General features: G+C 61.8%; 32 protein-coding genes. 23 read left to right on the forward strand and 9 right to left on the reverse strand.

The genetic code is table 11. The features are described from left to right. The 11 genes from QZY01_RS13220 to QZY01_RS13270 form a co-directional block, all read left to right on the forward strand. Window positions 1-859 (forward strand): NifB/NifX family molybdenum-iron cluster-binding protein (locus QZY01_RS13220; protein ID WP_294537773.1); only part of this gene is annotated, 859 nt, incomplete at its 5' end. 58 nt (window positions 860-917) lie between these two features. After that, window positions 918-1,139: a 4Fe-4S dicluster domain-containing protein gene (locus QZY01_RS13225; protein ID WP_294537774.1), complete on the forward strand. Its 222-nt coding sequence runs from the start codon at window positions 918-920 to the stop codon at window positions 1,137-1,139. A gap of 7 nt (window positions 1,140-1,146) precedes the next feature. Next, the gene (locus QZY01_RS13230) at window positions 1,147-1,461 is read left to right on the forward strand and encodes an iron-sulfur cluster assembly accessory protein (protein ID WP_294537775.1); all 315 of its coding nucleotides are present in this window, start codon (window positions 1,147-1,149) and stop codon (window positions 1,459-1,461) included. 23 nt (window positions 1,462-1,484) lie between these two features. Next, window positions 1,485-2,024, forward strand: a complete 540-nt coding sequence (locus QZY01_RS13235; protein ID WP_294537776.1) for a hypothetical protein — start codon at window positions 1,485-1,487, stop codon at window positions 2,022-2,024. After that, window positions 2,017-2,805, forward strand: a complete 789-nt coding sequence (locus QZY01_RS13240; RefSeq protein WP_294537777.1) for a 4Fe4S-binding leucine-rich repeat protein — start codon at window positions 2,017-2,019, stop codon at window positions 2,803-2,805. Before QZY01_RS13235 ends, QZY01_RS13240 begins: the two co-directional genes overlap by 8 nt. Beyond that, on the forward strand, window positions 2,802-3,122 hold the full coding sequence (locus tag QZY01_RS13245; protein WP_294537778.1) for a nitrogen fixation protein NifZ: 321 nt from the start codon (window positions 2,802-2,804) through the stop codon (window positions 3,120-3,122). The genes QZY01_RS13240 and QZY01_RS13245 overlap by 4 nt, the downstream gene beginning before the upstream one ends. Next, window positions 3,119-3,358 (forward strand): nitrogen fixation protein NifZ, encoded by a 240-nt coding sequence (locus QZY01_RS13250; protein ID WP_294537779.1) that lies wholly within the window; start codon window positions 3,119-3,121, stop codon window positions 3,356-3,358. Before QZY01_RS13245 ends, QZY01_RS13250 begins: the two co-directional genes overlap by 4 nt. Before the next feature lie 76 nt (window positions 3,359-3,434). Continuing rightward, window positions 3,435-3,704 carry a hypothetical protein gene (locus tag QZY01_RS13255; RefSeq protein WP_294537780.1) on the forward strand — a complete coding sequence of 90 codons (270 nt, stop codon included), beginning with the start codon at window positions 3,435-3,437 and terminating at the stop codon, window positions 3,702-3,704. Continuing rightward, window positions 3,701-4,909 carry a DegT/DnrJ/EryC1/StrS family aminotransferase gene (locus QZY01_RS13260; protein WP_294537781.1) on the forward strand — a complete coding sequence of 403 codons (1,209 nt, stop codon included), beginning with the start codon at window positions 3,701-3,703 and terminating at the stop codon, window positions 4,907-4,909. Before QZY01_RS13255 ends, QZY01_RS13260 begins: the two co-directional genes overlap by 4 nt. Window positions 4,910-4,957: 48 nt before the next feature. Next, window positions 4,958-5,254, forward strand: a complete 297-nt coding sequence (locus QZY01_RS13265) for a 2Fe-2S iron-sulfur cluster-binding protein (protein WP_294537782.1) — start codon at window positions 4,958-4,960, stop codon at window positions 5,252-5,254. Between the two features lie 25 nt (window positions 5,255-5,279). Then, the gene (locus tag QZY01_RS13270; RefSeq protein WP_294537783.1) at window positions 5,280-5,495 is read left to right on the forward strand and encodes a hypothetical protein; all 216 of its coding nucleotides are present in this window, start codon (window positions 5,280-5,282) and stop codon (window positions 5,493-5,495) included. A gap of 93 nt (window positions 5,496-5,588) precedes the next feature. Here QZY01_RS13270 and QZY01_RS13275 read toward each other — a convergent pair whose 3' ends face one another. Both QZY01_RS13275 and QZY01_RS13280 read right to left on the reverse strand, forming a co-directional pair. Continuing rightward, the gene (locus QZY01_RS13275; RefSeq protein ID WP_294537784.1) at window positions 5,589-6,014 is read right to left on the reverse strand and encodes a SufE family protein; all 426 of its coding nucleotides are present in this window, start codon (window positions 6,012-6,014) and stop codon (window positions 5,589-5,591) included. Window positions 6,015-6,332: 318 nt separating this feature from the next. Next, complete coding sequence (locus QZY01_RS13280; RefSeq protein WP_294537844.1) at window positions 6,333-6,977, reverse strand: glutathione S-transferase N-terminal domain-containing protein; 645 nt, start codon at window positions 6,975-6,977, stop codon at window positions 6,333-6,335. 97 nt (window positions 6,978-7,074) lie between these two features. On the opposite strand from QZY01_RS13280, the gene QZY01_RS13285 reads away from it, so the two are divergent. Genes QZY01_RS13285 through QZY01_RS13300 form a run of 4 tightly spaced genes read left to right on the forward strand, consistent with a single transcriptional unit; the run spans window position 7,075 to window position 8,487 of the window. After that, on the forward strand, window positions 7,075-7,536 hold the full coding sequence (locus QZY01_RS13285) for a Rieske 2Fe-2S domain-containing protein (RefSeq protein WP_294537785.1): 462 nt from the start codon (window positions 7,075-7,077) through the stop codon (window positions 7,534-7,536). Between the two features lie 37 nt (window positions 7,537-7,573). Further along, window positions 7,574-7,873: a DUF6156 family protein gene (locus QZY01_RS13290; RefSeq protein WP_294537786.1), complete on the forward strand. Its 300-nt coding sequence runs from the start codon at window positions 7,574-7,576 to the stop codon at window positions 7,871-7,873. Next, window positions 7,870-8,034, forward strand: coding sequence for a hypothetical protein (locus tag QZY01_RS13295; protein WP_294537787.1), 165 nt, complete (start codon window positions 7,870-7,872; stop codon window positions 8,032-8,034). The genes QZY01_RS13290 and QZY01_RS13295 overlap by 4 nt, the downstream gene beginning before the upstream one ends. A gap of 21 nt (window positions 8,035-8,055) precedes the next feature. Next, entirely contained in the window at window positions 8,056-8,487 is a 432-nt protein-coding gene (locus tag QZY01_RS13300) for a group II truncated hemoglobin (RefSeq protein WP_294537788.1), read from the forward strand. A 425-nt stretch (window positions 8,488-8,912) separates the two neighbouring features. Here the strand turns inward: QZY01_RS13300 and arsC are convergent, their stop codons facing one another. The 3 genes from arsC to QZY01_RS13315 form a co-directional block, all read right to left on the reverse strand. Continuing rightward, a complete protein-coding gene (gene arsC / locus QZY01_RS13305) occupies window positions 8,913-9,350 on the reverse strand; it encodes an arsenate reductase (glutaredoxin) (protein WP_294537789.1) in 438 nt (145 codons plus the stop codon). A 65-nt stretch (window positions 9,351-9,415) separates the two neighbouring features. After that, a complete protein-coding gene (locus tag QZY01_RS13310; RefSeq protein ID WP_294537790.1) occupies window positions 9,416-11,044 on the reverse strand; it encodes a long-chain fatty acid--CoA ligase in 1,629 nt (542 codons plus the stop codon). A 79-nt stretch (window positions 11,045-11,123) separates the two neighbouring features. After that, on the reverse strand, window positions 11,124-12,932 hold the full coding sequence (locus tag QZY01_RS13315; RefSeq protein ID WP_294537791.1) for an ATP-binding cassette domain-containing protein: 1,809 nt from the start codon (window positions 12,930-12,932) through the stop codon (window positions 11,124-11,126). Between the two features lie 123 nt (window positions 12,933-13,055). Between QZY01_RS13315 and pgi the strand changes: the two genes are divergently transcribed. Next, a complete protein-coding gene (gene pgi / locus QZY01_RS13320; protein WP_294537792.1) occupies window positions 13,056-14,702 on the forward strand; it encodes a glucose-6-phosphate isomerase in 1,647 nt (548 codons plus the stop codon). Window positions 14,703-14,918: 216 nt separating this feature from the next. Here pgi and QZY01_RS13325 read toward each other — a convergent pair whose 3' ends face one another. Further along, window positions 14,919-15,575 carry a glutathione S-transferase family protein gene (locus QZY01_RS13325; protein ID WP_294537793.1) on the reverse strand — a complete coding sequence of 219 codons (657 nt, stop codon included), beginning with the start codon at window positions 15,573-15,575 and terminating at the stop codon, window positions 14,919-14,921. Window positions 15,576-15,868: 293 nt separating this feature from the next. Here QZY01_RS13325 and phaZ point away from each other — a divergent pair, with 293 nt between their 5' ends. The 3 genes from phaZ to QZY01_RS23875 all read left to right on the forward strand — a co-directional run bounded on the left by phaZ (window position 15,869) and on the right by QZY01_RS23875 (window position 17,728). Further along, window positions 15,869-17,086: a polyhydroxyalkanoate depolymerase gene (gene phaZ / locus QZY01_RS13330; RefSeq protein ID WP_294537794.1), complete on the forward strand. Its 1,218-nt coding sequence runs from the start codon at window positions 15,869-15,871 to the stop codon at window positions 17,084-17,086. A 152-nt stretch (window positions 17,087-17,238) separates the two neighbouring features. Then, a complete protein-coding gene (locus tag QZY01_RS13335) occupies window positions 17,239-17,562 on the forward strand; it encodes a polyhydroxyalkanoic acid system family protein (RefSeq protein WP_294537795.1) in 324 nt (107 codons plus the stop codon). Between the two features lie 13 nt (window positions 17,563-17,575). Beyond that, window positions 17,576-17,728, forward strand: coding sequence for a hypothetical protein (locus QZY01_RS23875; protein ID WP_342394899.1), 153 nt, complete (start codon window positions 17,576-17,578; stop codon window positions 17,726-17,728). 237 nt (window positions 17,729-17,965) lie between these two features. Here QZY01_RS23875 and QZY01_RS13345 read toward each other — a convergent pair whose 3' ends face one another. Together QZY01_RS13345 and QZY01_RS13350 are read right to left on the reverse strand one after the other, a co-directional pair. Then, complete coding sequence (locus QZY01_RS13345) at window positions 17,966-18,292, reverse strand: type II toxin-antitoxin system PemK/MazF family toxin (protein ID WP_294537796.1); 327 nt, start codon at window positions 18,290-18,292, stop codon at window positions 17,966-17,968. Then, complete coding sequence (locus tag QZY01_RS13350) at window positions 18,292-18,480, reverse strand: antitoxin MazE family protein (RefSeq protein WP_294537847.1); 189 nt, start codon at window positions 18,478-18,480, stop codon at window positions 18,292-18,294. The genes QZY01_RS13345 and QZY01_RS13350 overlap by 1 nt, the downstream gene beginning before the upstream one ends. 120 nt (window positions 18,481-18,600) lie before the next feature. Here QZY01_RS13350 and QZY01_RS13355 point away from each other — a divergent pair, with 120 nt between their 5' ends. The 3 genes from QZY01_RS13355 to QZY01_RS13365 all read left to right on the forward strand — a co-directional run bounded on the left by QZY01_RS13355 (window position 18,601) and on the right by QZY01_RS13365 (window position 22,252). Further along, a complete protein-coding gene (locus QZY01_RS13355) occupies window positions 18,601-18,972 on the forward strand; it encodes a hypothetical protein (protein ID WP_294537797.1) in 372 nt (123 codons plus the stop codon). 613 nt (window positions 18,973-19,585) lie between these two features. Next, entirely contained in the window at window positions 19,586-21,217 is a 1,632-nt protein-coding gene (locus QZY01_RS13360; RefSeq protein WP_294537798.1) for a fumarate hydratase, read from the forward strand. Between the two features lie 93 nt (window positions 21,218-21,310). Further along, window positions 21,311-22,252 (forward strand): TonB family protein, encoded by a 942-nt coding sequence (locus tag QZY01_RS13365; protein ID WP_294537799.1) that lies wholly within the window; start codon window positions 21,311-21,313, stop codon window positions 22,250-22,252. Here the strand turns inward: QZY01_RS13365 and glgB are convergent. After that, a complete protein-coding gene (gene glgB / locus QZY01_RS13370) occupies window positions 22,221-24,452 on the reverse strand; it encodes a 1,4-alpha-glucan branching protein GlgB (RefSeq protein WP_294537800.1) in 2,232 nt (743 codons plus the stop codon). The genes QZY01_RS13365 and glgB overlap by 32 nt on opposite strands. Window positions 24,453-24,691: 239 nt before the next feature. On the opposite strand from glgB, the gene thiD reads away from it, so the two are divergent. Continuing rightward, the gene (gene thiD / locus QZY01_RS13375; RefSeq protein WP_294537802.1) at window positions 24,692-25,504 is read left to right on the forward strand and encodes a bifunctional hydroxymethylpyrimidine kinase/phosphomethylpyrimidine kinase; all 813 of its coding nucleotides are present in this window, start codon (window positions 24,692-24,694) and stop codon (window positions 25,502-25,504) included. The last annotated feature ends 35 nt before the right edge of the window (window positions 25,505-25,539 follow it).

Here is a 25,539-nt window from a genome sequence, read left to right on the forward strand (position 1 = left end):
CGGTATTCTGTGCAAGGTCAATTCGGTGATGATCCCCGGCGTCAACGACCAGCATCTGGTCGAGGTCAACCGGGCGGTCAAATCGCGCGGCGCCTTCCTGCACAACATCATGCCGCTGATTTCGGCGCCCGAACATGGCACGGTGTTCGGCCTTACCGGCCAGCGCGGTCCGACCGCGCAGGAACTCAAGGCGCTGCAGGATTCCTGCGAAGGCGAAATGAACATGATGCGGCATTGCCGCCAATGCCGCGCCGACGCCGTGGGACTGCTCGGCGAGGACCGTTCCGAGGAATTCACCACCGACAAGATCATGGCGATGGAGGTCAATTACGATCTCGAAGGCCGCAAGGCCTATCAGGCCGTGGTCGAGCAGGAACGCGTCGCCAAGGTCGAGGCGAAGAAGGAAGAAGTGGCGACGCTCAAGAACATCGCCAGCGACATCAAGATCCTGGCCGCCGTGGCGACCAAGGGTTCCGGCCTGATCAACGAACATTTTGGCCACGCCAAAGAGTTCCAGATCTACGAATTGTCCACCAGTGGCGCGAAATTCGTCGGCCATCGCCGCGTCGATCTCTATTGTCAGGGTGGCTTCGGCGACGAGGATTCGCTGGAGACGGTGATCCGCGCGATCAACGATTGCCATGCGGTGTTCGTCGCCAAGATCGGCGGCTGCCCCAAGAGCGACCTGATCAAGGCGGGCATCGAACCGGTCGATGAATTCGCCCATGAATTCATCGAGAAATCGGCGATCGCCTGGTTCAAGGCCTATCTCGAAAAGGTCGAGAGCGGCGAAATCGCCCATACCATTCGCGGCGACGCCGAGATCCGGCAGGGCGCGTTCTCTTCGGAACACGCCTGATCAAGCAACCCTCGCAGGCGAAGCCCGCGAGGGTTTGAACAAAAGGAATCCCGAAAAGATGGCGTATAAGATCGTCAGTTCGCAATGCACCAATTGTTCGGCCTGTGAAGCGGAATGTCCCAATGTGGCCATTACTGAAAAGGGCGGAACCTTCTACATCAATCCGAAAAAATGCACGGAATGCATCGGCCATTTCGAAGTGGCCCAATGCGTCGCCGTGTGCCCGGTGGACAATACTTGCATCATCGACACTTCCGTTCCCCGTTATCAGGCTCCGTGAGGAAGACATGAGTTTCACGATCACACCCAAAGCCGAAAGATTCATGCGCATGATGGTCATGGCCGATGGCGGGCCGGGCGCGGGTTTCCGCCTCTCTGTCTCCCCGGGCGGCTGCTCGGGGCTGGCGGCGGAAATCGCCATCAAGGCGGAGCCGGAGCCCGGCGACAAGGTGTTCCCGCATGGCGCCGTCAAACTGTTCCTGCCGGCGGAAAGCCGACTGCTGCTCGAAGGAGTCACCATCGACTTCGCCGAGACGCCGACCTCGACGGGACTGGTGTTTCACGATCCCAAGCAGAAGTCGTGCAGCAGCCACGCCGGCTAAGCCGTTGAATCCGCTGTGACGCCATGACCGGGGCGCTCCGAACTGCAGGAGAGGCTTTTCCCGCCGGAGCGGACTCTGTGCTTTCGCATCCGCTGTTTGGCGGCGGACTGCCGCCGCTCGCCGAACATCATCTGCGCGAGGCCGGACTCAATTATCATCTGAGCGAAGCGGCCGAAGACCATTTGCGCCAGGCCAATCGTCACGCGCCCGATCACTTCGCGGTGCTGATCGGCTTTTACCGTTTCTATTTCTACAAGGGGCGCCTCGACGAGGCGCTCGATATCGGCCGAATCTGTCTCGCCAAGGCGGCGCGGGAAAAGAACATCGCCGCCGACTGGCGCGACGTGAGGCCCGAAGACGCCGGCTTTGCCGATCTCGACGACGTGCTGGCGCGCTTTTACATGTTCTGCCTCAAGGGCTACGCCTATCTGAACATGCGGCTCGGCGATCTCGGCGAGGGCCGCGTCGCGGTGGCCAAATTGCTGGAGCTCGATCCGACCGACCGGGTCAATGCCAAGCTCTTGTCCGATGTTCTCGAACGCGCGGAGCGCGGCGATGAATGACGACATCGAAGAGACCATCGACTGGCGAGGCCGCGAGATCGATTGCGCGTCCTGCAAACATCTCGACATGAAAGCGACAGGCAAATGTCGCCTTTCCCACGCCTGCGTCAACGACCGCTATGCGCGCCGGATCGACCGGTTTTTCAACTGGAATCCGGCGCTCGCCAACGACTATCTCGACCATCCGCATTTCGAGGTGCGCGCCATCGCCTCCAAACACGCGTCGGTGTTCCTGCTGCCGGCGCTGCTCGACGATCCGGAAGAGACGGTGCGCTGGAACGCCGCGCGGCGCCTGCCGAAAAAGCACATCCTCAAATTGCGCCACGATCCGCACCGCGAAGTGCGCATTCGCATCGTGTCGCTGCTGGAGGACGCCGATCTGGTCCCGATGTTGCAAGACAGCGACTACTATGTGCGGCTCGTCATCGCGCGGCGGCTCGCACCGGAACTGCTGGAATGGATGCTGCATGACGAGGAGCCGGAAGTGCGACGCGTGGTGGCGCAAAGGGCGCCCGACGACATGCTGATGCGTTTGATCGGCGACCCGGAGCCGCGCGTGCGCATCGAAATCGCGCAAAGGCTCGGCGGCGAGCGGCTGGCGCAGTTGCGCGGCGATCCGGATTGGCGGGTCCGCTATGAGGCGGCGAGCCGCATCGAGCCGGAGCTGCTCGGCGATCTGGTCCGCGACCAGGACGATCTGGTGCGCGAGATGGCTTTTTCGCGCAGCCGGGAAATGGATGGCAAGGCAGACGCCACAGGAGGAAAGGAAAAGTCGCTATGAGCAATATCGTTCGTGACAGCGATGTGGTGGAAATCACCCACCCGCCCTTCTTCAGCTTTGGCGACAAGGTGCGGGCGAAGCGCAATGTCCGCAACGACGGCACCTATGCCGGCAAGGAGATCGGCGATCTGCTCTGCCGGAAGGGCGAGATCGGCTATGTCGTCAGCATCGGCACCTTCCTGCAGCAATTCTATATTTACGCCGTCGAATTCACCGAAAGCGGCAATCGCGTCGGGATGAAGCGTAAGGAACTCGATCCCGCCACCCCGCGCGACGAAGAAGACGACATCCCCTTGCCTGAGGAACTTTCCGCATGATCGACCCGCGCAGAGCGAAATATCAATGGGGACAGCGCGTGCGCTGCCTCGTCGACCTCGTCAACGACGGGTCCTATCCAAATGTCGAACAGGACGCCCTGCTGGTCGAGGCCGGCGGCCTCGGCGAGATCGTGCAAGTCGGCGCCCATGTCGAAACCAATACGCCGGTCTATCTCGTCGAATTCAACGAGAAATACGTGATCGGCTGTCTCGAGGAAGAAATCGTGCCGCTGTGAGCCGCGCCTTTTCCTTGGAACGCGCCGGGTTTTCGCACAGAAACAGGCGGTCGAAGAATTGTGAAAGAGGTTGACCATGCCGATCAAGGCCGAAGAATTGCTCGAAATCGAGGCTTTGGTGGCGCAGGCCCCGGCGGATTCCTCGCCCTATGCGGCCTTGCGCCAGAAATATCCGCACCTCGCCTGGTCGCGCTGCGACGCCTCCGATGTGCTCGAAGAGCCTTTCCGTTCCTTTGCCGCCTATGACCTGCACCTGCTCGACGTGACCAACCATTGCCCGACCGTCGTCACCGATCCGGAGGCGGCGATGGGCTTCATTCTGGCGGCCCGGAGCCCCGGCCAATGACCGGACCCGTCATGGAGCCGGACGAAGATCTGGAAGAAGATTTCGAAGGCGAGGAGGTCGCGGGTTCGATCATTCCTTTGTCCGACCCCGACCTGACCTCGGTCGAACTGGCGGCGGTCGAGGAGGTGCTGCGCTCGGCGCGTGTGTCGCACGGACCGGTCGCCGAAGCCTTCGAACGGGCTTTCGCCGCTTATCTTGGCCGGCGCTACGCCATCGCGGTTCCGAGCGGAACCATAGGCCTCGCGCTGGTCCTCGCCGCGCTCAAAATCGGGCCGGGCGACGAAGTCATCGCGCCCTCCTTCTCCTGGCGCGAAACCGCGCAGGCGGCGGCGGCGGTTGGCGCGACGCTGGTTTTCGCCGACATCGACTATTGGTCGGGCGTGTTGCTCGCCTCCAAGGCCGAGATCAAGATCACGCCGAAAACCCGCGCCATTATCGCCGGCAACACGAACGGCCATCCCGCCGACTGGACCAGCCTGCGCGAACTCGCCGACCGGCATGGCTTGAAGCTGATCGAGGATTCGACCGAAGCCATCGGCTCGAAATACAAGGGCGCGTTGGTCGGGACCTTCGGCGACGCCGCCGTGTTCGACTTTTCGCAGCCTTCGCCGCTCACCTGCGGCGAAGGCGGCATGATCGTCACCGACAGTTCCGAACTCGCCATGGCGATCAAGCGCCGTCGCGCCCACCAGCCGCAAGAGCGCGCCTCGGTCGCCGTGACCGGCGATCCGGCCCTGCAGGCGCAGATCAGCGACATAGCGGCGGCGCTCGGTCTGGCGCAATTGCGGCGGCTCGACGAAATTCTCGAGAAACGCCGCACGGTCGAACATTATTACACCCGCTACGTGCAGTCCTTCGAGGGCATCAAGCCGCCCTATATCGCGCCCGACGTCACCGAGATTCACTGGCTGCTCTATGTCGTTCATCTGGGCACGCGTTTCTCGCGGTCGAGCCGCGACGCCATTGTCGAGGATCTCGCGGACGAAAAGGTCGAGGCGGCGGCTTTTTGCAACCCGCTGCATCTGCAACGCCATTATGTCGATCGCGGCAGCCGGCGCGGCGATCTGTTCGTCACGGAAAAGGTGGCGGACCGGGCGGTGGCCCTGCCGTTTCACTGCCATCTCGACGAACGCCAGATCGAATTCATCGTCGCGACCATGAAGGACGCGTCGGTCAATGTGGGGGCGGGGGCGGCGATCTACTGATCGTCTTCCGCGCGACGATTTCCCCGATGCCAAGAGAGGAACAAGAAAATGTCGGTGATTACGATTCTGCCTTCGGGCAAGACGGTGGAAGCCGGGGAAGGCATGACCATTCTGGCCGCGATCCTGCAGGCCGAACCCGATTTCACGCATAAGTGCGAAGGCAGCGCCAAATGCGGCTCCTGCCATATTTTCCTGCTCGAGGGCCGCAAGGGCGTGTCCAAGACCACGCGCGACGAAAACGCCAAGCTCGACGATCTGGTCGGCGTCGGCTCGAAGTCGCGCCTCGCCTGCCAGGCCACGGTGCTCGGCACGGAAGACATCAAGATTGAAATTCCTGTGCTTTGACAGCACACCGAGAGGAGAATGAGAAATGGCGCCAAGTGAAATCGTGATCCACGCCCGCTATGAAGCAGACGGTTCCGTGAATGAAATCAGCGAACTTCCGGAAGGGGTTTCGGGGCAGAAATGGTTCAATCTGCTGTGCGTCAAGGTTCCGCACGCCGCACAGGCCCTGGCGGGCGGACGCATGATTTTCCGCATCAACGCGACCGAACTCGAATCGCTGAAAGCCGCCGCGGCAGCCTGACGCCTTCGTCCGGCGCCAGGAAAATCCCGCTCAAAAGAAAAACCCGTCGACGCAAGGGCTGCGTCGGCGGGCATTTCTGTTTTTGGCTTCCGTTCAGGCCGTCGCCAGCGCGCGCGCGGCGTCCTGCTTGATGCGATCGACCATCGAGCGCAAGCCGTTGGAGCGCTGCGGCGTCAGATGCTGTTCGAAGCCGAGCGTGCGAAACAGCGCCTGCGCGTCGGCCGCGATGATGTCGCGCGCCGGGCGGCCGGAGAAAAACGCCAGGGTCAGGGCAACGAGGCCGCGCACGATATGCGCGTCGCTGTCGCCGAGCAGATAAAGCGCCGGCGCGCCATCGGGGCCGGGCGCGACGCTGGTTTGCAGCCATACCTGGCTGGCGCAGCCGCGCACCTTGTTGGTCTCGTTATGCGCCTCTTCGGGCAGCGGCTCCAGCGTGCGCCCGAGTTCGATCAGATAGCGGTAGCGATCGTCCCAATCGTCGAGGAATTCGAAATTTTCGATGATCTCGTCAATAGTCATTCCACAGCCTTTCCGTCCGCTTCCGCCGCTGGATGCAAGAAACGCGCATAGCGCCCGCTCGTTTTCCTTCTCCCCATAGTCCGTCGAAAGACGGACGTCCTTTCGGACGTCCTATGGCGGGAGAAGGTGGATCGCGCGAAGCGCGAGACGGATGAGGGGTCTGGCCCTGTGAACCCCCGGAGATGTCCCGCAGCCTTCCCATAACCGTCATCGCGCGGCGAGAACCCCTCATCCGGCGCTTTGCGCCACCTTCTCCCGCATGGGGAGAAGGGAATCCCCCTCACATGGCGCCTTGTCGCAGTTGCGACAAGTGCGCTGTCACACTCGATCCCGCTGGCCGAGCTTGTCGGGCGCATAGCCTTCTTCGCGCAACACCTGCGACACGGCGGGGCGCGCGAGCATGGCGCGGTAATGGGCGAGCAGATTGGCGGGCAGCGCCAGCCCGATCTTGTCGGCCCAGAATTCGACATAAAACAGCACCGCATCGGCGACGCCATAATCGCCGCCGACCCATTTGCGGCCTTCCAGCGTCTGGTTGACAATGCCAAAGCCCTTCTGGACCAGAGCGCGGCCCTGCGCCTCGATGGTCGCATGGGCCTGTGAGTCGGCGGAAAATTGGCCCGGCGCGAAAATCCGCGCGAAACCATGGCCGTGCAGCGAACTGGTGACGAAGATCATGGTCTCCAGCGCCCGCGTCTCGTCTTCGAGATTGGCCGGCCAGAACTGGCCGCGCTTGCGCGCCCGGCCCAGCCAGAAGGCGATGGCCGCGACCTCGGTCAGCACCGTGCCGTCGGGCCGCACCAGAGCCGGGATATTGGCCTTGGGATTGATCGCGAGATATTCGGGCTTGAACTGGTCGCCGGCGGGAAGGTTGACGATATGGGCTTCGAAAATTTCCTCCATCTCTTCGAGAATGATATGGATCGCCGTCGAGCAGGAGCCCGGCGTCATGTAGAATTTCATGTTCATCTTGCGCCCGGTCCTTCATCTCTTGCCCGACCATGGCATGGTTCATGCAAAACTCATGGCGGTTTAAAAGATCCGGCGGTCCGAGGGTGCGATGAGCGAAGCAGGGGAAGAGACGATTCCCGGTGAGGTTTTCGTTATTTGTGGCGAGCGCGACATCGCGCGCGGGCAAGCCAAGGCTTTCGACCTCGCTGAATCCGACGGTTCGGGCGGCTCAAAACCCTTTCGCATCGTCATCGCCCGCAACGACCAGGGCGCCTTCCACGCCTATCGCAACGCCTGTCCGCACCAGGGCGTCTGGCTCAACATCGGCTCGGGAAAATTTCTCGACGAGACCGGCGCGCTGTTGCAGTGCGGCCGCCACGGCGCGAAATTCGCCATAGAGACCGGAACCTGTCTGTCCGGCGCCTGCGAAGGCGCGCAGCTCGAAAAAGTCAGGGTCCTTGTGCTCGACGGCGACGTCTGCATCCATGGCGTGGCGCTGGTCGAAGAGGATTTCGCGCCGCGCCACGACGACGACCTCGAAGATACGATGGAAATCACCATTCATCCGTGACGCGGTTTCGGATTGGGGGCTTCGGCGAAGGGCGAAAATGAGCGAATTTGCGGACGAGTCGCTGGACTGCCGGTTCTTTCTCGCCACCTCCGGTGTGAAATTGCCGCTAAAGCTGGTCAATCAGATCGAGCCGGAGGCGCTGACCAACCGCAACACCTATATCCGCGCTTTTTACGACGCGGGCGGCCGGCTGTCGCGGTTCCAGAAAATCGTCTATGGCGATGTCGAGCTGAGTCACGTCTACGACTATGACGCCGCCGGGCAATTGCGGCGGGCGGAAATCCTCATGCTCGACGAGGAGCCGACGGTTTTGACCTTCGACGGCGCCGCGCCATGACCGTGGCGCAATTGCTCGAAGCCTTGACACAAATGCCGCCCGACGCCGTTGTGCCGATGGAAGGCGACGGCGGCTTGTCGCTGGTCGCCATGCTCGAACTGGTCCAGCCGCAGGGCGGCGCCCCGGCGGAAGTGCTGCTTCTGCCGAGCATGGCCAAATGAAGCCAACCGAAGGAAAAGGCCTTGAGCGAAACGGCGACGGAAATTTCCATTTTCGAGCGGATCGGCGGCGCGGTCACGCTGGATCGGCTAGTCGAGGCCTTTTACGGCCATATGGACAAGCTGCCGGAAGCGAAGAAAATTCGCGACATGCATGATTTCGACCTTGGCCCGGTGAAAGTCGTGCTCAAGCGCTATTTGTCTGAATGGACCGGCGGTCCAAAACTTTATTCGCCGGAAAAGGGCCATCCGCGGCTGCGCCAGCGCCATATGCGCTTCCCGATCGGCAATGCGGACCGCGACGCCTGGCTGACGTGCATGCGTAAGGCACTTGCCGAGACCGTCGCCGATCCGGCGGCGCGGGCGGAACTCGACGCCAACATGACCAAGCTCGCCGACTGGATGCGCAACCAGGCGGATAATCCGCACGACCGGGGCGAAGCGCGGCCGACATAGGATTTTTGCGCCTCGCGCGAACTTTACGTTGGCGTCATGAGTTGAGCGAAGCGAAGCAATCCAGACTTTCCGAGGACCATGGCCACTGGATTGCTGGTGCGCCAGGAAAACTGGCGCTGTCTCGCCGGTGGGAAGTCCGGCTCGGGTAGGCCGTAGCGGGCGACTTGCTTCCGACGAGCCGGAAGCAAGGGCCGACGGTATAAGGCCTTGTGCGGGGGGTGGGCCGTAACGCGCGTCCCTGCCGCGATGGCTTTGTTCGGCTCTTGACGGCTTTAGGGCTTCGTAATTGCAACGCACGCGAATGTTGGTTGAGAGCAAAGAAGCGCCCCCGTTTCGATCGCCAAGCGTCGGGCGCCGCCCTGCGGCAACTTTGTCAAACCGAATGGAAAAAGCGTTTCACCATCTGCTCGCCAAAATTTCCCCGTTCACGCGGAGGCGACGGGGCGGCCCTGTTCGTCGACGATGCGTTCGCCGTCTTCCTTGAAGAATTCGCCGCGCTGCGGCGGCAGCAGTTCCAGTACGCGTTCGGACGGGCGGCACAGGCGCACGCCTTTCGGGCTCGCCACCAGCGGCCGTTCGATCAAAATCGGGTGTTTCGCCACCGCCGCGAAAATATCGTCGTCGGTCAGCGCGGGATTGTCGAGCCCGAGTTCCGCATAGGGCGTCCCTTTCCTGCGCAGGATGTCGCGGACCTGCAAGCCGGCGCGGTTGAGCAGATTTTTCAACAGCGCCCGGCTCGGCGGGCTTTTGAGATATTCGACGACATGCGGCTCGATGCCGGCGTTGCGGATCAGCCCCAGCACGTTGCGCGAGGTGCCGCAGGCGGGATTATGATAGACGATGACGTCGAAAGAGCCGCTCATGCCGCTGGTCTCCAAATGGCGATCTGATTCTATTGCATAGCATTTGGCGCGGCGGCTATCGCCTTTCAAGGCTTTGGCGGGTTGGCGTAAAGCGCGCGCAATTTCGATTTCAGGACTTTCCCGGTCGCGCCATGAGGTAGTTCCTCGGTCACGATCACCCGGTCGGGAATTGACCAGCTCGGCGTCCGGCCCTCGAAAAATTTCCGCACATCGTCCGGCTCCGGCGCGCAACCGCTGCGCGGAACCACGATCAGCAGCGGCCTTTCGCCCCATTTTTCGTCGGGCGTGGCGATGGCCGCCGCCTCCGCCACTTCCGGATGGCCGATGGCGATGTTTTCGAGTGCGATGGAGCTGATCCATTCGCCGCCCGACTTGATCAGGTCCTTGGTGCGGTCGGTCAGCTCGACAAAACCCTGCTCGTCGATCACGCCGACATCGCCGGTCGGGAACCAGCCTTGCACGCCGACCTGCGTTTCGGGCTGGCGATAATAGGAGCTGGCCACCCAATGGCCGCGAAACAACAGATTGCCCGGGGTCCTGCCATCCCAAGGGACCTCGGCGCCTTGTTCGTTCTCGGCGCGCACATCGACGCCATAGACGACGCGCCCCTGCTTCGCCTGCTGGTCAAGCAGCGCCTCGGCGTCGAGCTGCGCCGTCGCCGGTTTCGGGGCGTTGAAGGTGACGATCGGGCTGCTCTCGGTCATGCCCCAGGCATGCGAGACGCTGACGCCGAGCCGGGCATATTCGCCGATCAGTGCGCGCGGAAAAGCGGCGCCGCCGGAGACGATGCGCGTCAGAGTCCGAAAACTTTCTCCGGTCTCGCGCAGATGGGCGATCAGTCCAAGCCAGATCGTCGGCACGCTGGCCGCAACGGTCGCGCGCTCCGCATTGAGCAGGCCAAGCAGGTTCGCCGGGTCGAGATGGCGTCCCGGCATGATCAGCGTCGCGCCGGCCATGGGCGCGACATAGGGTAGACCCCAGGCGTTGACATGGAACATCGGCACCACGGCGGCGATGCGATCGATCGCGCGCAGGCCGATGGAATCCGCGAAATTGACCATCATGGCGTGCAGCACGGCGGAGCGGTGCGAATAAAGCACGCCCTTCGGCCGTCCCGTCGTGCCCGAAGTATAGCACATCGCCGCTGCGGTGTTTTCGTCGAAGGTCGGCCATTCCGGCTCCTCTGGCGCCGCCGCCAGCAGGGTTTCGTAACAATGGGGCGCGACGCCGGGCGGCAGGTCGCAGGCTGGCGTTTCGGCAGGCTCCGCCAGAACGACCACCGCGCGGAGAAGCCCTGCGAGCTTTGGCGCCACCGCCTCGACGAGGGGGACGAAACAGGGATCGACGAAAATCAGCCCGTCTTCGGCATGCGCGGCGATATAGGCGATGTCGTCGGTCGATAGGCGCGGATTGATGGTGTTGCAGACCGCGCCCATACCCGAAATGGCGTAGTAAAGTTCGAGATGACGGTCGCTGTTCATCGCCAGGGTGGCGACGCGGTCGCCATATTTGACTCCCAGCGCCCGCAGCACGCCGACGAGGCGCCGGGCGCGGCGTTCGATCGTCCGATAATCGGTCCGCACGATCGAGCCGTCCTCGCGGCGGGAGATCACTTCGGCCTCGCCGTGATGGCGGGCCGCATGGACGATGATCGAGGAAATCAGCAATTCCCGCCTTTGCATCAGGCCTTCCATCCCCAGCCTCCCGTTTTTTATTTATGGGCGGATGATGCGGGCTTTGCCCGGCGATGACAAGGCTACGACTCTGGCGGCTTCAGCCGCCGATTTCCTCGCGCAGCATCTCCAGTTCCAGCCATTGATCCTCGGCGCTCGCCAATTCGGCCTCGGTCTTTGCGAGCAGCGCGCTGGCCTCGGCGAAACGGTTGGGATCGCGGCTGTAAAGCGCGTGATCGTCGAGAATGGCGTGGAGTTTGGCGGCGGTCGCGCGCAGCTTTTCCATTGTCGCCGGCAGGGTTTCCAGCGCGTGTTTTTCCTTGAAGCTGAGACGGCGCTTCGCCTCCGGGCGCGGCGCAACCGGCGCCATGGCGGCGGGTTTCTTGGCCGAAGCCTTGACCTTGACATTAGGCGACAGGCCAAATCCGCGCTGGCTCAGCATGTCGGTGTAGCCGCCGGCATATTCGATCCAGCGGCCCTCGCCTTCCGACACCAGCACCGCGCCGGCGACGCGGTCGAGAAAATCGCGGTCATGGCTGACCAGCAGGATGGTGCCGGGATAGTCGCCAAGCATTTCCTGCAACAGGTCAAGCGTCTCCAGATCGAGATCGTTGGTCGGTTCGTCGAGCACCAGAAAATTCGACGGCAGCGACAATGCCCGAGCCAGCAAAAGCCTCGCCCGCTCGCCGCCGGAAAGCTTTCCCGTCGGCGTGCGCGCCTGTTCGGGCGGGAACAAAAAGTCCTTCATGTAGCCGATGACATGCTTCCGCTCGCCATTGATCTCGACCCAGTCCGAGCCGCCGCCGGTCAGCGTGTCGGCCAGCGTCGCATTGGCGTCGAGCGCGGCGCGGCGCTGGTCGAGCGTCGCCATCTCCAGATTGGTCCCTAGCCGGACCATTCCGGTATCCGGCGCGATTTCGCCGGTCAACAGATTGATCAACGTGGTCTTGCCGGCGCCGTTCGGCCCGACCAGCGCCAGGCGGTCGCCGCGCAAAATCCGCAACGACAGGTCCTTCACGATGGCGCGCCCGTCATAGCTTTTCGAGACGTCTTCCGCCTCGACCACCAGACGGCCCGAGATTTTCCCCTCGGCGACGGAAATTTTTACGTCGCCCAGCGATTTTGTCGCCTCGCGGCGCTCGGAGCGCAGGGTCGCCAGACCGGCCATGCGCCGCACGTTGCGTTTTCTTCGGGCGGTGACGCCGTAGCGCACCCAATGTTCCTCGGCGACGATCTTGCGGTCGAGCTTTTGCGCGTCGCGCTCCTCCTGTTCGAGAACCGCGTCGCGCCAGGCCTCGAATTCGCCAAAACCGCGATTCAAACGCCGCGTCGCGCCCCGGTCGAGCCAGACGGTGGCGCGCGACAGGTTTTGCAGAAAACGCCGGTCATGGCTGATCAGCACCAGAGCCGAGCGCAGGCTCTGCAATTCGCTTTCGAGCCATTCGATGGCCGGCAGGTCGAGATGATTGGTCGGCTCGTCGAGCAACAGAATATCGGGCTCGGGCGCCAGCACGCGCGCCAGCGCCGCGCGCCGCGCCTCGCCGCCGGACAGATTTTGCGGTTTTTCCGCGCCGGTCAGGCCCAGTTGATCGAGCAGATAGCGGGCGCGGTAATCGTCGTCGCCATGATGGAGCCCCGCCGCGACATAATCGAACACGCTGTCATGTCCGGCGATGTCGGGCTCCTGCGGCAGATAGCGCACGGTGGCGTCGGGTTGCAGAAAACGCAGGCCGTGATCGGCCTCGATCTGTCCGGCTGCGATCTTGAGCAAGGTCGATTTGCCGGAGCCGTTGCGTCCGACGAGACAAAGCCGGTCGCCCCGCTCGACGGAGAGATCGGCGGAGTCGATCAGGGGCTTGCCGCCAAGAGTAAGGCCGACGCCTTGCAGGACGAGAATGGGAGGAGCCATGCGCGCATCAAACGCAAAAAGCCGCCCGCCGCAAGCGTCATCGCCAAAGGCGATCAAAAAGCTGTTTTTTCGCCGCGACAAAGGTTAGCTTGGCCGGATAAAAACCAAGATTGGGGGAAAACCATGGATCGCAACGCCGTCGCCGCCGCCTTCGCCGCCCTGGAGGCGCATCGCGTCGAAATCGCTTCCCATCGCGTCACCGAGCTTTTCACCGCCGATCCGGGCCGGTTCGAGGCTTTCACCGCCCGCCTCGACGACCTCGTCTATGATTATTCGAAAAACCGCCTGACCAAGGCGACGCTCGGCCATTTGTTCGACCTCGCCCGCGCGGCAGGGGTGGAGCGAAGACGCAGCGCGCTGTTCGCCGGCGAAAAAGTCAACGCCACCGAGGGCCGGCCCGCCCTGCACATGGCGCTGCGCAATTTTTCGGGCAAGCCGGTGCTGGTCGATGGCGCCGACGTCATGCCCGACGTTTTGGCCGAGCGCCGGAAAGTCGCCGCTTTCGCCATCAAAGTGCGGGATGGAGACATTCGCGGCGCGCGGGGCGATATTTTCACCGATATCGTCAATATCGGCATCGGCGGCTCCGATCTCGGCCCGGCGATGGCGACGCGCGCGCTGTCGCCTTACGGCAGGCCGGAACTCAAGACGCATTTCGTCTCCAATGTCGATGGCGCCGACGTCGCCGATGTGCTGGGCGGGCTCGATCCGGCGCGCACCCTGGTCATCGTCTCGTCAAAGACCTTCACCACCCAGGAAACCATGACCAACGCCGCCAGCGCCCGCGCCTGGGTGGCGAGCGCCCTCGGCGAGGCGGCGGTCGGCGATCATTTCGCGGCCGTCTCGACAAGGCTGGACAAGGTCGCGGCCTTCGGTGTCAAGCCCGACCGGGTGTTCGGCTTCTGGGACTGGGTCGGCGGGCGCTATTCGCTGTGGTCTGCGATCGGCCTGAGCCTGACCATCGCCATCGGCCCCGAAAATTTCGAGGAATTTTTACGCGGCGGCTTCGATGTCGACGAGCATTTCCAGCACACGCCGCTGGCGCAAAATATCCCGGTGCTGATGGCGCTGATCGGCGTGTGGCACCGCAATATCTGGGGGTTTGCCGCGCAGGCGGTGATTCCCTACGACCAGCGCCTCTTGCGTTTTGCCGCCTATCTGCAACAGCTCGACATGGAGTCCAACGGCAAGAGCGTGCTGCGCGACGGCACGCCGACGCCGCGCGCCACCGGCCCCATCGTGTTTGGCGAGCCCGGCACCAACAGCCAGCACGCCTTTTTCCAGCTGCTCCACCAGGGCACGGAAGTCACGCCGGTCGATTTTCTCATCGCCGCGCAGCCAACCGACGCCGATGAGCATCATCACGTGCTGCTGGTCGCCAATTGCCTCGCCCAGAGCGAAGCCTTGATGCGCGGACGCTCCGAGCGGGAAGTGCGCGAAATCCTGAAGGCGCAGGGCCTGAGCGCGGCCAGGATCGACGAATTGGCGCCGCACAAGGTGTTTTCGGGCGACCGGCCGTCCTCGACACTGCTCTATCGCGCGCTGACCCCGCGCGCGCTCGGCCGCATCGTTGCGCTTTACGAGCACAAGGTTTTCGTGCAATCGGCGATCTGGGACATCAACCCGTTCGATCAATGGGGCGTCGAACTGGGCAAGGAATTATGCGGCCGGCTGGGTCCTCTGGTGGCCGAGGCCGGCGCCGACCTGAAGGGGTTGGACGGTTCGACGGCGGGACTCATTTCCACGCGCAATGCGCTGCTGGCGACGTGAGGGGCGAGTGTGGCGGCGCGAGCCGCTGGAATGGCGGTTTCGGCGTGCGCCTTTGTCGCCGGTTGACCGCGAACGCGATTCAGCTCGCGCCATCAAACTCAACGACAGGCATTCCCGGGCGTCTTGATGTTTCGTCGAAACATCAAAATTTTCCAGCCATTTGTTTATAACGGCGCGTTCTTTTCCCAAAAGTCAGCAACTTGCAGGGAATATGCTCTAAAACTCGACGTCAAGTTCTTCCATCTCGTCGACCTCGGCTATTGCCGCTTCGGTCCATTCGATCATCGGCGCCCAGCCGAGAATATGATCGCGGAACCCCGAGCATTGCGCATCGATGCCGACATTATAGGTGGCGAAGCGCGAGGCGACGGGGGCGAACATGGCGTCGGCGAGCGTCGGCTTTGAACCGAACAGGAAGGGGCCGCCATACTGGCTCAGACATTCGCGCCAGATGGCGGAGATCCGTTCGATATCGGGCTTGGCGCCGGTCCATACGCGGAAATTCGGAAAAATCGCCTTGATGTTCATCGGCAGGGCCGAGCGCAAATTGGTGAAGCCGGAATGCATTTCGCCGGAGACCGAGCGGTTGTGGCTGCGCGCGGCGCGTTCTGCCGGCAGGATCCCAGCCTTCGGAAAAAGCTCGTGCAGATATTCGGCAATGGCCAGCGTATCCCAGACGTGGAGGCCCTCATGGTCGAGCGCCGGGGTCCGGAAGGACGAAGACAGCAGCAACAGCTCGGCCCGCGCGCTCGGATCGTCGATCGACAGGCTTTTTTCCTCGAATTTCAGCCCGGCCATTTTGCAGAGCAGCCAACCCCGCAGCGACCAGGACGAATAATTCTTGCTGCTAATGGTTAAAACCGCATTGGCCATTTCATCCGCTCCCCGTCGAACTAAACTAGAACACCCATTGGCCGGTTCGCAATCCGCAAAATATGGTCATTTTGTCGCGCCGACGGGCGTCGATGCGGCGCCCAGGATTTCTGCAAGTTTCCAACAAGATTCCTAATAGCATGATTTGCCGGCGTGTCCCCTCCTTTTGATTTGGTCTTAGACCTTTAGCAGATTGTATGCGAACATGGGACTGTCGTATGGGTTTACGATTGAAGCAGAGTTCGTCGGCGCCGCCGAAGGGCGGTCGTTCAAGGGATTTCGGTGCGCGGGGAATGATGTACCAAGCCTATCAAGCCCAATCGGATCTGATGGCGCCGGTCAAGGCTTTCGCGCGGTTGGCGCTGGAGATCCTCAGGCTCCCCTATCCGGTGTTCAGCGAAAACGCGCTGGTGCGCAATCTTTCCGCCGCCTATGAAATGATCGACCGCGCCGGCCTGACCCATACCCGCCCGCCTTTCAAGCTCAAGGACATCCTCGTCGGCAACGAACAGGCGCCGATCGTCGAAGAGGCGGCGCTGGTTCTGCCTTTCGCCACTTTACTGCATTTCACGAAGGATACGGCCGCCCCGCAACCGCGCGTGCTGGTGGTGGCGCCTCTGTCCGGCCATTTCTCCACCTTGCTGCGCTCGACGGTGCAGACGCTGCTCGCCGACCACGACGTCTACATCACCGACTGGCACAATGCGCGCGACGTGAGCCTCGAGGAGGGCGTGTTCGGCTTCGACGAATATGTCGCGCATGTGATCCGGTTTCTCGAACATATCGGCCCCGGCGCGCATGTTGTCGCGGTCTGCCAACCCTGCGTGCAGGTCATGGTCGCGGCCTCGATCATGGCCGAGGATTCCAATCCCGCCCAGCCGGCCTCGATGACCTTGATGGCCGGGCCGATCGACACCCGCATCAGCCCGACCAAGGTCAACACCCTCGCCAAGGAAAAGCCGATGGCCTGGTTCGAAAAGAACCTGATCGGTCGCGTGCCCCTGCGCTACAAGGGCGCGCGGCGGCGGGTCTATCCGGGTTTCATCCAGCTTTCCGCCTTCATGGCGATGAACATGGAACGCCACGTCAAGGCCCATGTCGAACTGTTCCACAATCTCGCCGGCGGCGAGAAGGACAAGGCCATCCAGACCAAGGCTTTTTACGACGAATATTTCGCGGTGCTCGACATGCCGGCGGAATTCTATCTCGAAACCGTGCAATGGGTGTTCCAGGAACATCTGCTGCCGCTCGGCGAAATGCAATTTCGCGGCCGCAAGGTCGATCCGAGGGCGATCCGCAAGACCGCGCTGTTGACCATCGAGGGCGAGCGGGACGACATTTGCGCGGTCGGCCAAACCATGGCGGCGCATGATCTCGCCACCAGCCTGAAGCCGTTCCGCAAGCGACACCATCTTCAGGCGGCCGTCGGCCATTACGGCGTGTTCAGCGGCAAGAGATGGGAAAATCAGGTCTATCCGATCCTGCGCAGCGTGATCCAGCAGAACGACTGAGATTTTCCGTTCCAGTGTCCGCCGGCGCCCGGAGAAGAATCATGTGAAATCCGGCGGGCGGAAATCTGTTTTTTCGGCTTGGCGCTGGCGTTTTTGACTCGGGATAGCTACCTCTTGCCTCGGCGCCGCAGCAAGGCGCGCGGAGAAATGGCATGGGCAAGACCGTTACCGTCGATGTGAAACACCAACTCGGCCCCGAGGAAGCGAAGCGGCGTGTCCATGACGGGATGGACGCCTTGCAGCACAAGCTTGGCGACAAGAACGGCGCCTTCAAAGTGGATTGGGGGGAGAACCATGCCGACATTCTCGTCACGGTGATGGGCCATTCCCTGCACGGCGCCATGGATTTTCTGCCCCACTGCGTGCGCATCTCGCTCGAACTGCCCTGGGCGCTGGCGCTGATCGCCGAAAAGATCAAGGGCACGATCTCGCACCAGGCAGGCGAAATGCTGCATCTGCCGCCGCCCAAGGCTTAGGCGCGTCGGGGGAATGGAACGCTCCGCCGTCATGCGCGCCGTCAAGGGGCGCGACACCGCGCCGGAGCTTTTCGCACGACGAATTTTACGCGCTATCGCGCCCGGCTATCGCCTGTGCCGGCGCGACCTGCCCGGCGCGCCCGACATCGCCTATATCGGCAAGTAGAAGGCGATTTTCATTCACGGCTGTTTCTGGCACGGCCACGATTGCAAGCGCGGCGCGCGGGCGCCGAAAACCAACGCCGCCTATTGGCGCGAAAAGATCGCCAAAAACCGCGCCCGCGATGAAAAACACCGCGAAGCCTTGCACGCGATGAGCTGGGACGTGCTGACAATCTGGGAATGCGAAACGCGCGACGAGGTGGCGCTGACGGTGCGGCTGCGGAATTTTTTGCGGGCCGCGTCAGACGATGCCCAAAAATAGCGCGAGCGCGCGATTGACGGGCAACAGCAAGGCGTCGTCGGCCTGGCCGATGACGCCGCCGATTTTGACCGCGGGAATGACCGTGATTTTATCGATGGCGATTTGCGACGATTGCCGGAGGCCATTGCCCGGCGATGGTTCGACATCGAGACGGAACAGATCGGCATCGGAGCGAAGGGTCGTCGTCAAAGGACAGATCACGACGGAGGGAAGCTCCGTGAAAAGATCGCTTTGCACGACAAGAGCGGGCCGAGGCTTGCCATAGTCGCCGGGTGTGGCGACGGTCACGAATTGGCCGCGCTGCATCAGGATTCCGGCCAGTCCTGCACCTCGGCGACAAAGCGCATCAGTTCGTCGCCTGCCGGATCGCTCGCGGCAACCGCCCGCGCCTGACGACGGCAGATTTCGAAAAAATCGGGCGAGCGCGTGTCGGGAACCCAGATTTGCACAGGCCGCAAACCAGCCGCCCGCATCCGCTGGCGATAGCTCGCCATGCGCTTTTCGGGAGGAACGGGATTTTGGATTTTCCGCTGCATGACGCATCCTTTGTAACATGTTACACAAAAGATCACGATAAGTCACGAAAAGGCGAAGCGCATTGAGGGCAATCGGGCATGTGCTTCCTTTTCGGCGTGCTCAATGTAGTATTTAATTTATTTGTTTTCGATTTTAAGGAGGTGGTATTGAGCATGTTAAGTAAAAGTGACGCCATGCACGGTCATTATCAGGACTGTGATGCCTACACCCCACGCGGAAGGGATGCCGAACCGGATAATTGGCGTGCCTGCGCAGATTTTCCGCGCTTTGGTGCGGGCACAGAGAATTTCAGTTGGTTTGAGGTGTCGCTTAGTTGGTCGGATTTAGAAGGCCTAATTCATGCATTCTCTTTAATGGATCATCCGGGAGTTAAGCACTTGCAGCGCGCAAGAAAGCTAGCGGGGGCGCTCGACGAATTTTCTCAAAACTCGGCCGGCAGCGCTCCATGAAGTATCCTCTTGAAACCATAATCGCCTACGTTGTGATCATTCCGTTAACCAGCGCCCTCGGGGCGCTGGTCATTGGCCGGTTCTCGCGTCGACTGTCGTTTCGAGCTAGATTTTTTATAGTATTTTGGATCTTTGCACAAGTTGCTGTGTCATTAATTATTGAAAGATGGCGCAGTGGATAAAATAAATCTAAATTACGAGCAATTTGGTCAATTGCTAATTATTCTTCTTGTATTTAACTTTTTAATGGTATTTTTTATATCATCACGCCTATATGGCGTAGATATAAAAAAACATAAAATTTAATAATTTAAAAAATTAATATTCGCATATTAATAGAATTATCGTTTTAGTTATTAATATTTTTACAATCATCCCAATGGCTTTAATTAAATTTTAATTGATTATACACTGGATGTCAGGTTGAGATGCGATGTGATGTTATTTAGATGTTTGAGGACATATGCTCTTTTTTGGGTTAAAAAGCTTTACGAATAAGTCGTCGAAAAATATCGTGCGGCTCCTTCCCCAAATCGCCAACTAGGAAACCTCTGGCGAAAAGCCTAAAAGCGCGCGACGCAAACCGCTCGCTAAAACCTCCGGGATGGCCGCCATGACTTCCACCCAAGCTGCTTCCGCCTATGCTCCGCTCTTCCCGCTCGGCAAGGACGAGACGCCCTACAGAAAACTCTCCGACCAGGGCGTGCGCGTCGAAAAATTCGGCGGCGAGGAGATTCTGGTGGTCGAGTCGGAAGCGATCCGCCTGCTCGCGGAAGCGGCGATGAGCGACATCAACCATCTGCTGCGCCCCGCCCATCTCGCGCAATTGCGCAAAATTCTCGACGATCCCGAAGCCACCGGCAACGACAAGTTCGTGGCTTTCGACCTGTTGAAAAACGCCAATATCGCCGCCGGCGGCGTCTTGCCGATGTGCCAGGACACCGGCACCGCCATCGTCATGGGCAAGAAGGGCCGGCGCGTCTTCACCCACGGCGGCGACGAGGCCGCCTTGTCGCAGGGCGTCAAGGACGCCTACGAGAAAAAGAACCTGCGCTATTCGCAGCTCGCGCCGCTCTCGATGTTCGAGGAAAAGAACACCAGAAACAATCTTCCCGCCCAGATCGACATCTATGAAGAGGGCGAGGATTATTACAAATTCCTGTTCATGGCCAAGGGCGGCGGCTCGGCCAACAAGACCTATCTGGTGCAGGGCACGCCCTCGCTCCTGACCCACGACCGGCTGCTGGAAGTGCTGAAAAAGCAGATTCTGGGCCTCGGCACCGCCGCCTGTCCGCCCTATCATCTCGCCATCGTCATCGGCGGCCTGTCGGCGGAACTCAATCTCAAGACGGTCAAGCTCGCTTCTGCGCATTATCTCGACGCCCTGCCGACCGAAGGCGGCGAGGACGGCCACGCCTTCCGCGATCTCAATCTCGAATCCGAGATCCACAAGCTGACCCAGGATCTCGGCGTCGGCGCGCAATTCGGCGGCAAATATTTCTGCCATGACGTGCGGGTGATCCGGCTGCCGCGCCATGGCGCCTCGCTGCCGATCGGCATTGGCGTCTCCTGCTCCGCCGACCGGCAGGCGCTCGGCAAGATCACCCGCGACGGCGTGTTTCTCGAAGAACTGGAGCACGATCCGGCGCGCTTCCTGCCACAGATCGACGAGGCGGCGCTCGGCGGCGCGGTGGTCGAGATCGATCTCAACCAGCCGATGAAGGAAATTCTCGCAACCTTGAGCAAATATCCGGTCAAGACGCGGCTGTCGCTGACCGGCACGATCATCGTCGCGCGCGATCTCGCCCACGCCAAGATCCGCGAAAGGCTGGAAGATGGCGACCCGATGCCGGACTACCTCAAAAACCATCCGGTCTATTACGCCGGCCCGGCGAAGACGCCGACGGGCTACGCCTCAGGCTCGTTCGGCCCGACCACGGCGGGGCGCATGGACGCCTATGTCGATTCGTTTCAGGCGGCAGGAGGCTCGCTGGTCATGCTGGCCAAGGGCAATCGCTCCGCGCAGGTCACGGAAGCCTGCAAGAAGCATGGCGGCTTTTATCTGGGCTCGATCGGCGGCCCGGCGGCGCGGCTCGCGCAGGATTGTATCAAGAAGGTCGAGGTGCTCGAATATCCCGAACTCGGCATGGAAGCGATCTGGAAGATCGACGTGGTGAATTTCCCGGCCTTTATCGTCGTTGACGACAAGGGCAATGATTTCTTCAAGGAACTGAACCTCTCCTGAGGTTTTTGCCGGGCCGGCGGCGGGACGCCCAGGGGTCGGGCGAAACAACCCCGCCGATTGGCCTCTGAATTCATTCATGCTACCCACGTCGCCATGGTCCTGGCAGCGCTTCCCGAAGAACGGCCAAACGAGGGTCCGCGGTCCTCGATCCGGGTCGATCGGCGCCGCTTCGCCTTTTTGATCGCCCTGTGCTTTCTGCTGCATACGATTCCGCTGGTTCTTTTGGCCTATCTCGGCGGCCCGGCCGATCTCGCGCCGGACGAACAGGCCATCCCCGTCGAAATGATCGCCGAGCCGCCGCCGCCCAAACAGCCGGACCAGCCGCCGCCAAAGAGCGAACAGGAAGCGAAAAAAATCCCTTTCGACGAAACGCCCGCCACGGATGCGCCGCGCGCGGCCAATGAGGAAAAAGTCAAGAAAGACGCGACCGACGATGCGTCCCATGCGCCAAAGCCGACGCCGGACTCCGAATCCACCGCCAAAAAGCCAATCAGCGAACCGGCGCAAAGCGCCGAAAAGCCGGTGGAGGCCAAGGCCGCCGAGGCTTCGGCGCCCAAACTGAAGGAGGATCGCCCGGACGCCGAACCCGTCAACGCCGCCGAGATAAAGCGCCCCGAGACTCCGGATCAAACGAAGGCGCAACAGGCCGCGCCCCAGCCGGAAAAACGCGAGGCGCCGGCGCCGCCGCCGATGCCGACGATTGCGGCGCTGCCCGATTACAGTTTCGCGCCCGCCTCGCAGAATTCGCCCATCGCCGGGGGAAAGGCGGCCTCGACCTATCTGACCATCGTCTATGGAATGCTGGCTTCGCACATGCACATGCCGCCCATTCCGGCGGGGCGCAAACATTCAAGGGGCGAGATTTCGTTCGACGTCGACTTCGCCGGCGCCCTGATCCGGGCGCGCGTCACCAAATCGACTGGCGTCCCCGAACTCGACGCCGCCGCCGTCGCGGCGATCCGCGCGGCGGCGCCTTTTCCGCTGCCGCCGACGGGGAACGGCATCAGCCTGCGGCTGAATTTTTCGGGAGACTGAGGACCGGGGCTTTTTCTTCGGCGGCAAGCACCACCACGCCAAACGGCGGCAGCGTCAGCACGATGCTTTGCGCGTCGCCGTGGGAGGGGATGTCCTCGGTCTCGCCGCCGCCGAAATTGCCGAGGCCGGAGCCGCCGTAGACCTCGGCGTCGGAGTTGAGCAATTCCCGCCACGCGCCCTTGAACGCCGCGCCGATTCGATAGGAAAAGCGAGGCTCCGGGGTGAAATTGAGCACGACGACGATGTCCTTCTCGCGCTGGCCGATGGAGCGGCGGTAGCCGATGACGCAATTTTCGTGGTCGTCGGTGACGATCCAGTTAAACCCCTCGTAAGAGGCGTCGAGACGGTGCATGGCCGGGTATGCGCGATAGAGCGCGTTGAGATCGCGCACCCAGCGCCGCATGCCATTCTTCAACAGGTTGAACGGATGCGGCCAGGGGAAGCCGGTGTCGTGGTTCCATTCGGTGTCCTGCGCCAGTTCGCAGCCCATAAACAACAGTTTCTTGCCCGGATGCGTCCACATATATCCATAGAGCAGGCGCAATTGCGCGTGGCGGCGCCATTCGTCGCCGGGCAATTTGTTGACCAGCGCGCCTTTGCCATGGACCACTTCGTCATGCGACAGCGGCAGCACGAAGGTTTCGGAAAAAGCGTAGCAGATGCTGAAAAGCAGGTCGTTGTGGTGCCATTTGCGGTAGATCGGGTCGCGCGCGAGGTAGTGCAGGGTGTCGTTCATCCAGCCCATGTTCCATTTGTAATGGAAGCCGAGCCCGCCATATTCGACGCTTGTCGTCACGCCGGGAAAGGCGGTGGATTCCTCGGCGATGGTGATGGCGCCGGGGCAGCGTTCGGCAAGGACGCCATTCATTTCGCGCAAGAAACCGATGGCTTCGAAATTTTCACGCCCGCCATAGACATTGGGAATCCATTCGCCCTCCGAACGCGAATAGTCGCGGTAGAGCATGGAGGCGACGGCGTCGACGCGCAGCGCATCGACATGGAAGGTCTCGATCCAGTAGAGCGCGCTGGCGATCAGGAAATTGCGCACTTCATGGCGGCCGAAATTATAGATCAGGGTGTTCCAGTCGCGATGAAAACCCTCGCGCGGATCGGCGTGTTCATAGAGCGGATTGCCGTCGAACGACACGAGGCCATAGGCGTCGTTGGGGAAATGGCCGGGCACCCAGTCGAGCGCCACGCCGATGCCGGCCCGATGGCAGGCGTCGATGAAACGCGCGAAATCGTCCGGCCCGCCGAGCCGCGAGGTCGGGGCGAACAGGCCGAGCGGCTGGTAGCCCCAGGAGCCGCCGAAAGGATGCTCCATGATCGGCATCAGTTCGATATGGGTGAACCCCATCTCGACGACATAGGGGATGAGCCGGTCAATCGCGCCGTCCCATGACACCGGGCATTCGAACTGGCCGCGCAGCCAGGACTCGATGTGGACCTCGTAAAAGCTCAGCGGCGCGTCGGGCGCCTGGGTTTTCACGCGGTCTTCGATCCAGCCGGCGTCGCTCCAGGCGATTTGCGGCGGCGCCGCGACGATGGAGGCGGTCAGCGGCGCGGGCTCGGCCATTTTGGCGAGCGGATCCGCCTTCCACGGGATTCGCTTGCCGCCATAGCCGGTGATGGCGAATTTGTAGCGCGCTCCGGCCTCGACGCCGGGCAGGAATAATTCCCAAACCCCCGCCTCGATGCGCAACCGCATCGGATGGCGGCAGGGGTTCCAGCCGTTGAAATCGCCCACCACGGAGACGCAATGCGCATCGGGCGCCCAGACGGCGAACAGCACGCCCTTCTCGCCGGAAAATTCGCAGGAATTGGCGCCGAAACTATCGGCCATGCGGAACAACCGGCCCTGCCGGAACAGGAAGATATCGTAATCGCTGAGCAGCGGCCCGAAAGCGTAAGGATCGACGATCACCTGGCTGACGCCGCTCCAGTCGATCTTGAGCTTGTAGGCGCCGGGGGCGAGATCCTCCGCCGTAGCGGCGTCGCTAAGGAAAAACAGCCCGTCGCCGCGGGGCTGCATGTCGATTTCCCGTTTCCCCAGCAGGACCTTGACGCCTGTGGCGTAAGGCAGGAAAACCGTCAGGTCGATGCCGGCGCCGCCTTTTTTCGGCCCGAGAATGCCGAACGGGTCGCGGCACTGGCCGGCTACGATCCGGGCAAGTTCCGCTTCGAAAGTTTGTTTGGTCATGATCGCTTCCCGCTTTTTGCAAACTCTTATACTCCTTCCCGGCGCGGCGGGGGGTAAAAAGCGGCATGATCCAGCGCAAACTTGTTCATTGCCGCAAATTCTGCCAGTTTCCGCGCGGCAACAGCGTTTTTGAGGTGGGCAGATGCCGCGTTGCTTCAAGAAAATGCGTAAAAACAAAAGCTTAGAGAGCACTCGGTGAACGGATATTCTACCCGAGGGCTTCGCAGTCTGGAGTCGTCATGTCGCGTCTGGCCAAAATTCTCTCCATCGCCGGCTCGGACCCGTCCGGCGGCGCTGGCGTGCAGGGCGATCTGAAGACCTTTTCGGCGCTCGGCTGCTATGGCATGGCGGCGATCAGCGCGCTGACGGCGCAGAATACGCTTGGCGTCCAGGGCGTGCATATCGTCCCCGCCGATTTCGTCGCGAAGCAGATCGAGGCGGTGTTCGCCGACATCGCGGTGGATGCGGTCAAGATCGGCATGATCGGCGCGGCCAGGAATGTCGAAGCCATCGCCACGCAATTGCGGCGGGCCGGCGCAAAAAATGTCGTGCTCGATCCGGTGCTCGTCGCCAGCAGCGGCCATACGCTCGGCGGCGCGAAGGTCAGGGCGCCGATCCGCGAAAAACTGTTTCCGCTGGCGCGGCTGGTGACGCCCAATCTGATGGAAAGCGCGCTGCTGGCGGGTGGACGGATGCCGGAAAACGCCTCGGACATGCGCGCCATGGCGCTGAAACTTCATGGGCTGGGAGCGCCGGCGGTGCTGGTCAAGGGCGGCCATCTGCCCGATGGCGAGGCTTTCGACCTGCTCTACGACGGCGCCGATTTCACCGAATTTTCTTCCCCGCGCGTGGCGACGCGCAATACCCACGGCACCGGCTGCATGCTGTCGGCCGCCATCGCCGCCCGACTCGGCCAGGGCGCGGATTTGAAAGAGGCGGTCGGCGACGCCAAGAAATTCTTGAACGCGGCGCTGGCGGCGGGCGCGACCATGGAAATCGGCGCGGGCCACGGCCCGCCGCAGCCGTTTTTCGCACTGTGGGGTCGCGGTTGAGGGGCTGAGGTTTTTTTCGCCGGTGAGGTCCGCTC

The organism is uncultured Rhodoblastus sp., assembly GCF_903903185.1.
Taxonomy (GTDB): domain Bacteria; phylum Pseudomonadota; class Alphaproteobacteria; order Rhizobiales; family Beijerinckiaceae; genus Rhodoblastus.

Coding starts and splice junctions, on each gene's coding strand:
- QZY01_RS13310 (WP_294537790.1), bottom strand. CDS start 11,044: ATGGAAGGCCTGATGCAAAGGCGGGAATTGCTGATTTCCTCGATCATC.
- phaZ (WP_294537794.1), top strand. CDS start 15,869: ATGATGTACCAAGCCTATCAAGCCCAATCGGATCTGATGGCGCCGGTC.
- QZY01_RS13265 (WP_294537782.1), top strand. CDS start 4,958: ATGTCGGTGATTACGATTCTGCCTTCGGGCAAGACGGTGGAAGCCGGG.
- QZY01_RS13280 (WP_294537844.1), bottom strand. CDS start 6,977: ATGAAATTCTACATGACGCCGGGCTCCTGCTCGACGGCGATCCATATC.
- QZY01_RS13225 (WP_294537774.1), top strand. CDS start 918: ATGGCGTATAAGATCGTCAGTTCGCAATGCACCAATTGTTCGGCCTGT.
- QZY01_RS13285 (WP_294537785.1), top strand. CDS start 7,075: ATGAGCGAAGCAGGGGAAGAGACGATTCCCGGTGAGGTTTTCGTTATT.
- QZY01_RS13350 (WP_294537847.1), bottom strand. CDS start 18,480: ATGGCGAGCTATCGCCAGCGGATGCGGGCGGCTGGTTTGCGGCCTGTG.
- QZY01_RS13240 (WP_294537777.1), top strand. CDS start 2,017: ATGAATGACGACATCGAAGAGACCATCGACTGGCGAGGCCGCGAGATC.
- QZY01_RS13260 (WP_294537781.1), top strand. CDS start 3,701: ATGACCGGACCCGTCATGGAGCCGGACGAAGATCTGGAAGAAGATTTC.
- QZY01_RS13245 (WP_294537778.1), top strand. CDS start 2,802: ATGAGCAATATCGTTCGTGACAGCGATGTGGTGGAAATCACCCACCCG.
- pgi (WP_294537792.1), top strand. CDS start 13,056: ATGGATCGCAACGCCGTCGCCGCCGCCTTCGCCGCCCTGGAGGCGCAT.
- arsC (WP_294537789.1), bottom strand. CDS start 9,350: ATGAGCGGCTCTTTCGACGTCATCGTCTATCATAATCCCGCCTGCGGC.
- thiD (WP_294537802.1), top strand. CDS start 24,692: ATGTCGCGTCTGGCCAAAATTCTCTCCATCGCCGGCTCGGACCCGTCC.
- QZY01_RS13325 (WP_294537793.1), bottom strand. CDS start 15,575: ATGGCCAATGCGGTTTTAACCATTAGCAGCAAGAATTATTCGTCCTGG.
- QZY01_RS13275 (WP_294537784.1), bottom strand. CDS start 6,014: ATGACTATTGACGAGATCATCGAAAATTTCGAATTCCTCGACGATTGG.
- QZY01_RS13235 (WP_294537776.1), top strand. CDS start 1,485: ATGACCGGGGCGCTCCGAACTGCAGGAGAGGCTTTTCCCGCCGGAGCG.
- QZY01_RS13250 (WP_294537779.1), top strand. CDS start 3,119: ATGATCGACCCGCGCAGAGCGAAATATCAATGGGGACAGCGCGTGCGC.
- QZY01_RS13255 (WP_294537780.1), top strand. CDS start 3,435: ATGCCGATCAAGGCCGAAGAATTGCTCGAAATCGAGGCTTTGGTGGCG.
- QZY01_RS13295 (WP_294537787.1), top strand. CDS start 7,870: ATGACCGTGGCGCAATTGCTCGAAGCCTTGACACAAATGCCGCCCGAC.
- QZY01_RS13345 (WP_294537796.1), bottom strand. CDS start 18,292: ATGCAGCGCGGCCAATTCGTGACCGTCGCCACACCCGGCGACTATGGC.
- QZY01_RS13335 (WP_294537795.1), top strand. CDS start 17,239: ATGGGCAAGACCGTTACCGTCGATGTGAAACACCAACTCGGCCCCGAG.
- QZY01_RS13355 (WP_294537797.1), top strand. CDS start 18,601: ATGTGCTTCCTTTTCGGCGTGCTCAATGTAGTATTTAATTTATTTGTT.
- QZY01_RS13360 (WP_294537798.1), top strand. CDS start 19,586: ATGACTTCCACCCAAGCTGCTTCCGCCTATGCTCCGCTCTTCCCGCTC.
- QZY01_RS13365 (WP_294537799.1), top strand. CDS start 21,311: ATGGTCCTGGCAGCGCTTCCCGAAGAACGGCCAAACGAGGGTCCGCGG.
- QZY01_RS23875 (WP_342394899.1), top strand. CDS start 17,576: ATGGAACGCTCCGCCGTCATGCGCGCCGTCAAGGGGCGCGACACCGCG.
- QZY01_RS13290 (WP_294537786.1), top strand. CDS start 7,574: ATGAGCGAATTTGCGGACGAGTCGCTGGACTGCCGGTTCTTTCTCGCC.
- QZY01_RS13230 (WP_294537775.1), top strand. CDS start 1,147: ATGAGTTTCACGATCACACCCAAAGCCGAAAGATTCATGCGCATGATG.
- QZY01_RS13270 (WP_294537783.1), top strand. CDS start 5,280: ATGGCGCCAAGTGAAATCGTGATCCACGCCCGCTATGAAGCAGACGGT.
- glgB (WP_294537800.1), bottom strand. CDS start 24,452: ATGACCAAACAAACTTTCGAAGCGGAACTTGCCCGGATCGTAGCCGGC.
- QZY01_RS13315 (WP_294537791.1), bottom strand. CDS start 12,932: ATGGCTCCTCCCATTCTCGTCCTGCAAGGCGTCGGCCTTACTCTTGGC.